At 44.1% G+C, this 6,302-nt stretch carries 4 protein-coding genes; 2 read left to right on the top strand and 2 right to left on the bottom strand.

The genetic code is table 11. From position 1 onward, the window contains the following. Positions 1-923 precede the first annotated feature (923 nt). Positions 924-1,094, top strand: a complete 171-nt coding sequence (locus tag V7L07_RS02145) for a CopG family transcriptional regulator (RefSeq protein WP_335054622.1) — start codon at positions 924-926, stop codon at positions 1,092-1,094. Beyond that, complete coding sequence (locus tag V7L07_RS02140; RefSeq protein WP_335054620.1) at positions 1,084-1,218, top strand: hypothetical protein; 135 nt, start codon at positions 1,084-1,086, stop codon at positions 1,216-1,218. The genes V7L07_RS02145 and V7L07_RS02140 overlap by 11 nt, the downstream gene beginning before the upstream one ends. Here the strand turns inward: V7L07_RS02140 and V7L07_RS02135 are convergent. Next, positions 1,215-2,405 carry a hybrid sensor histidine kinase/response regulator gene (locus tag V7L07_RS02135; RefSeq protein ID WP_335054618.1) on the bottom strand — a complete coding sequence of 397 codons (1,191 nt, stop codon included), beginning with the start codon at positions 2,403-2,405 and terminating at the stop codon, positions 1,215-1,217. The two genes, V7L07_RS02140 and V7L07_RS02135, sit on opposite strands and share 4 nt — an antisense overlap. Continuing rightward, on the bottom strand, positions 2,402-6,302 hold a 3,901-nt coding region (locus V7L07_RS02130; protein ID WP_335054616.1), incomplete at its 5' end, for a GAF domain-containing protein. The genes V7L07_RS02135 and V7L07_RS02130, both read right to left, overlap by 4 nt.

The raw sequence follows: 6,302 nt of genomic DNA, 5'->3' as shown, positions 1-6,302 counted from the left end.
ACCTGTTCCTTCCAGGTGTGTCGAAATCTTTTCTTGAAATTGGCGCATGAACCCAGGTAATAACGAACGCTTCTACCATGCAATATAAAACTGCCATAGACGAAAGCTAGAGCAGTTTTTGATAAAAGTAAATTATATAGGAGACTTTTAGTGTTGTCCCCAGTTTATCCATAATAGATACCGTTATATAATACTATTCACCTCAAGTTTCGTGCTTTACGCAAAAAACGAATAATCTTGAAGTTGGCATTACAAAGATTAAAAGTCAGTATCAGCCAAAGTGTCATAGACGGCATCAGCGATTTTGAGCTTCTTCCTTGGTGGCACACAGAATATGGTTGCTGGTGATGGTGTGCTGAGAAAGTAAATCTGGGGATCAATCAGGCGTATATGTGATGGGCTTACGCCCCGTCAAGAGTGCGATGCGTAACCGCCCGAGGCGATCGCAGAGATAATTGAAGCACCCAAGATTATCACTAGTCGCCCTGATATTGGCTATTGGGGCTATTGGATTGATACCAGTTGTGTTGGTGTAAAGCCTTGTGCCAATGAGTTAAAAGGATAGCGATCGCCTACAGCAGGCAGTTAGGCTATCTTGCTTGGCTTAACTAAAGTATTATTCTCCCGAACTTAACTCAGATTGGTTCAAAATTGCCTCTAGCAGTGCAGTCGGTAAGCTGCTATTTACCATGTATTTACACTGAATGCTTAATTACAGAAAAACTTTTAGTTTATGTTCTACTTATAATTGTTGCCTTTAAATTACTTAAGCTTCATCACTTAAACTAAATTTAAACTCTTTACTACGGCTTTACACTTATTAGTGTTTACTTTGCAGCTTCTTGAAGATAATATCATTACTTTTATCATTGTGATAACAGTTTGAATGATTGATATTAGAGAAGTAGTTTTAATTTGAGTTGATTAAATCAGTGAATAAAAAATGGGCGACTAAACGACTCACAATTAATCTGGCATCAGGGGAAGTAGAAAGATTAGAAAAATACTGTTCAATCACAGGACGACCAGCAACCGATGTGATTCGAGAGTTGATTCGCTCTTTGCCAACCGAAGAAACACCAAATGCAAATTGAACTCTTTGATGAGCAGCGATCGCTTTCTTTGTTCAATTCAGGCACAGAATACCAAAGCCAAAAATCGGCTTATATGATGACATACTGGCTATTTCTTGGCAACCCCAGGCATCCGCGACTTTAAGCTTCTTCTGAGATGTTGACGATTTTGGCACCTGTTATACTGGCAGAATTTATTGTAGAATTGACGACAGGTAAAGCAATATGTACGGTTGTTTCCTGTTGATAAATACTCGAAATTGAGAACTGCCCACCACAAAGTTCGACAATTTTTTTGACAAGCTTCAAACCGATGCCTATGCCCTGCTGTTCATACTTCTTGCGTTCAAACTGCATAAAAGCACCAATTTTAGAGATTTGTTCTTCTGTCATGCCCCGTCCCATATCATGCACATAGACATTTAGAATTCCTGCCACCACCTGACTACTGATTTTGATTGCTGCCCCAGTTTGGGAGAATTTGAGCGCATTATCAACTAATTCATCGAGGATAATCGCTAAATATCGATCTGATATTAAAACCTTTGCTTCTTCAATTGCAAATATTAGATCGTTGCTACGATTAACACCTTGAGCGTGAGATTCCAAAGCTGCTGCGATCGCTGCCATTGAAAAATAAGTGGATTCAGGTTCAATGTTTTGCTGCTGGTGTGTTGATAGCTCTATTTCTAAATAGATCAATAATTGTTTGGTTATTTTTTCTAGTCTCCGGGCAGATTGATCTGCCAAGTCTAAAAGTTCCAGGATTTCGGCAATATTCATGCCGCGAATATCTTCCATGAGTAGGCTGATAATTCCGACAATGCCATTTAATGGTGTATTGAGTTCATGGGGTAAAGCAGAAGCCAAGTTGCCCCGCAGTTCATTAAGTGTGGTTTCCAAGACTTTGATGCTACTTGCTTGGATATCTGATAAATTTTGGATTTTGTCGTACTGTTGCTTAATCCTCAGCATTGAATGAATACGTGCCCGAAGTTCAACAGCATTGACGGGTTTACTAATAAAATCCTCGGCACCTGATTTTAGGCAACGGGCGAGGTCTTCTTTGGCGGTGAGAGCCGTCACCATAATAATCGGAACAGGCTGCCATTTTGGTATGGCTTTAATTTGCTGACACACTTCTATGCCATCGGTTCCCGGCATCATTACATCTAGCAAAATTACATCTGGCTGAAATAAGTTGAGAGATGCGATCGCCTCTTCACCACTGGCAGCATAGTGCAGCAGATAATTTTGCTCACTTAAAAGTGTTTCAATGACATCAAAGTTATCGGGTTGATCGTCAACGACTAAAATAGAGGGCTGATTCATTTGTGATCCTTAGTTGTATTCAAAAGCTGTTGAATGGTTGTGGCCAGTTGTTTGAGCTTTATGGGTTTACTGAGATAGTCGCTGGCTCCAGCTTGTAAACAGCGATCGCGATCTTCCGTCATCGCTAGCGCTGTGAGCGCCACAATCGGAATATCAACCAAGTTAGAATCGAGGCGAATCTGTCTCATCGCCTCTAAACCGTCCATTTTCGGCATTTGAATATCCATCAAAATTAAGTCAGGGTGGTAAGTTTTAGCGACATCGATGGCTTCTAGACCATTCTGTGCCAACACAATGCGATAGCCTTTGGCTTTGAGGTAGCTAGAAACTGTACTGATATTGGCTTCGTTATCTTCTGCTAGCAAGATTAGGGGGGTAAGGCTTGCTGCTTCTCTACAAGACGCTGCGCGAAGGTCGATGTTTGAAGAGTCCCGTTCTGGAGTCACGGCTGGTTGATTGTCTGCGGTAATTTCTGGTGAAAAAGCAGAACTGGGAGTATAAGGGAGATCGATGGTGAAGCAACTACCCACGCCCAATTCACTGGTTAGCCCCACCTTACCGCCGTGGAGTTCGACAATTCTCTTTACTAATGCTAGTCCCAAGCCTGTACCTGCATATTGACGATTTAAGGCGCTATCGATTTGCACAAAGGGCTGAAATAGATTCTTGATATTCTCTGGCGAGATGCCAATACCTGTATCGGTAATAGCAAAGTGCAATAAATGTTGCTCTATTAAATCGGTAGTTGAGATGTCTGGGAAAAGTTGGGTAACTTCTAAAGTAATGCGCCCCCTCTCAGGAGTGAATTTGACTGCATTATTGAGTAGGTTAATTAACACTTGACGAATGCGGCGTTCATCCACGAGCAGGTCAGGTAGATTTGTCTTAAGTTTGATTTCAAGCTGAATCCGTTTTTGCAATGCCTGCTGTTTGATAAACACCAAACTGGATTGGCACAGATGAGCCACTGAAGTTGAGGTATAGTCCAGTTCCATTTGTCCGGCTTCAATTTTTGCCACATCAAGGATATCGGTGATCAACTCCAGCAAATGAGAGCCGCTGCGCTCAATGGTTTGCAAAGCTTTGAGTTGTTGCTCGTTCACAATACCAAAGACTTCCTCTTGTAGCCCTTCGGTCATGCCTAAAATAGCGTTAAGGGGGGTGCGAAGTTCGTGGCTCATGTTGGCTAGGAATTCGTCTTTGAGGCGAGTAGCACGAGCGAGTTCTTGGTTAGAAACAGCCAGTTGTTGATTGCTCTGGGTGAGCTTTGCCTCCGTCTGTTGTCGTTCGGCGAGTTCTTGCTGTAATTGCTCAAACAGACTTGCTTGCTGAATAGCGATCGCTAACTGGTTGGCAATTTGTTGCAAAAGTTGCGCTTCCGAGTCTTTCCAAACTCGTTTTTCTTGGCAAGCATGGATAACCAAAACTCCCCAGAGCTTGTTAGTTACCCCCTGAGCAACCCAGCGATGATTTTCGCCCCCTTGCAGGTCTTGTAAGATCGGTGCGACAATTTTGGATTGGATTTGACCTTCGCGGGAGTATTCTACCAGGCACTCTGCCCAGATATCATTCATCACATCAGGAACGATGCGGGGCTTGCCCTGCCAGTAGCAATCGAGGATTTCTTGAGACCACACTTCGTTTTCCCAATGCCGGTCTTTGAGGGCGGGGAACTTACCAGATACGGCTTCTTCAACAATTTGACTTCTACCGTCAACAAACAGCCGAAAGACGATGACGCGATCGCTGTGCAGTACATCTTTAACCTGCTGAGTCACTGTTGCTAAAATCTCGTTAATATCTAACGACTCCCGAATTTTTTGGACGATCGCCCCTAAAGTTTCCTGTCGCCGCAGTTGCAGGGCAATCCTCGCTTCGGTTTGCTGCCGTACCAATAGTTCAGACTGGATTTGATCGTAGAAATTCGCTTGTTGAATGGCGATCGCCAACTGATTGGACAGTTGTTGGGTAAAGTCAATTTCAGACTGCTGCCAGTGGCGAGTTGTTGCACATTGATGGATGCACAGTAAACCCCACAACTTATCACCACAAAGCAATGGCATTATCAGATTGGCTCGCACCTGAAACTGAGCTAGGATATCAGTGTGGCAAGTTTTCATCCCACCGTTATAAATATCATCGAGGACATGAAATCTGCCCAAAGCATAGAAGGATGAATAATTTTCACCAAAGCAGTGGTCATGTATCCGAATAGCAATTACTGAAGAAAAACCTTCTACAACCGATTCAGCCACAAATTCGCCGTCATCAAAGTTGGATTCAGGATAGAACTTGAAAATGCCCACCCGATCAGCCTGAATTACTTGGCGGATTTCCTGGCAAGCGGTGTCAAAAATGGTCTGGAGGTCTAGTGATTGACGAATTCGCTGGGTGATTTCTCGCAGCAGTTGTTCTCGTTCAACCTGTTGGCGAATGGTTTCCTCGGCTTGTTTGCGTTCACGAAGTGCCGCTTGCTGTTCGCTAATATCCACCACTATACAAATGCTTTGATTTTCTGAGCCTGGAAGAATTGCCGCTCCAATCAGCACAGGAATCCTGCTACCATCTTTGCGGTAATATTCTTTTTCACAAGGAGTGATCTCACCATGTTGCTTCAGATGCTCCCTCATTACCAAATCAACGAGGATATGTTCGGGTGGGGTCATTCGCAGCCAATCAATTCCAGTATCTAGGTCATCCCTGGTGTAGCCCACCATTTCTAAAAAGCGATCATTGGCATCGAGAATTTTCCCCTGCAAATCGGCAAAAAGCATACCAACTACATTAGAATCAAATATTCGCCGGAAGCGCATTTCACTACTTTGCAGGGCAAGTTCTGTTCGTTTGCGATCGCTAATATCAAAGTTAACTCCAATCATTTTCTGTGCATTACCCTGAGCATCTCGCACCACCACCCCATAGGCTTTGATAAAGTGGATGCTGGCATCGGGATGCACGACCCGAAACTCGGTATCGTATTCTGCCTTTCCTAAAAGGGCTTGCTGGAGCAATATTTCAGTGGGGTTAAGATCATCGGGATGTAGCCAGTTTGCCCAAATCTCATAGTTCACATAGGAATCAGATGTTTTCGTGACACCATACAGTGCGTACACCCGCTCATCACAGAGGATGGTGTTTTCTTGAATATCCCACTCCCAACAGCCGATCGCCCCAGAGTTGAGGGATAAGGCCAAGCGCTCCGATATTGTCTGGAGTTGCGCCTCTCGTTCTTGGAGTTTAGTTGTGCGTTCTGCGACTTTGGCTTCTAGTTCTTGATTGAGAATAATATAACGCTGTTCGCTTTCTCGCAGTTGATTTTCCGCTTGCTGGCGCTCGATTAGTTGCTCTTGCAATTTTTGGTGGGTGGTGGCTTGCTGAAGGGCAACCGCCAATTGCACTGATAAGGCTTGCAGCAATTCAACTTCTTCCGGTTCCCAATCGCGGGGGTGCTGACTTTCGGCGACATTGAGCAAACCCCATAGTTGATCACCACAAAAGAGCGGTACTAAAATTTTGGCTCGTGTGTGGATGGCAATCAGCATATCTCGGTGACAGTCTGAGATTTTAGACTTGTAGATATCCGACACGATGCGAATCCGCCCCTGGCGGTAAATTTCAGTGTAGTTTTGTTTTAAACAGGTGTCACCAACGCGCTGACCCACCAGTGAGAGTGAAGAATCAGTGGACTCGGCAACGACGATAGTTTGCCAATTTGGTTCAAACTGCCAAATATTGACGCGATCGCAGCCCAACAATTGCCGCACCTCTGTGACGGTACTATCCAAAATAGTTTGTAGACTCAGGGATGAGCGGATTTGTAAGGCGATCGCTAGCACCAATCTCTCCCGTTCAGCTTTAGCTATTAGGAGCATCATTCGGGCTTCAACTTGTTGTTCT

The organism is Nostoc sp. (assembly GCF_036916985.1).
GTDB lineage: Bacteria > Cyanobacteriota > Cyanobacteriia > Cyanobacteriales > Nostocaceae > Nostoc.
Note: the sequence above shows the minus strand (reverse complement) of the source record. Positions and strands in the feature narration are given on the sequence as shown.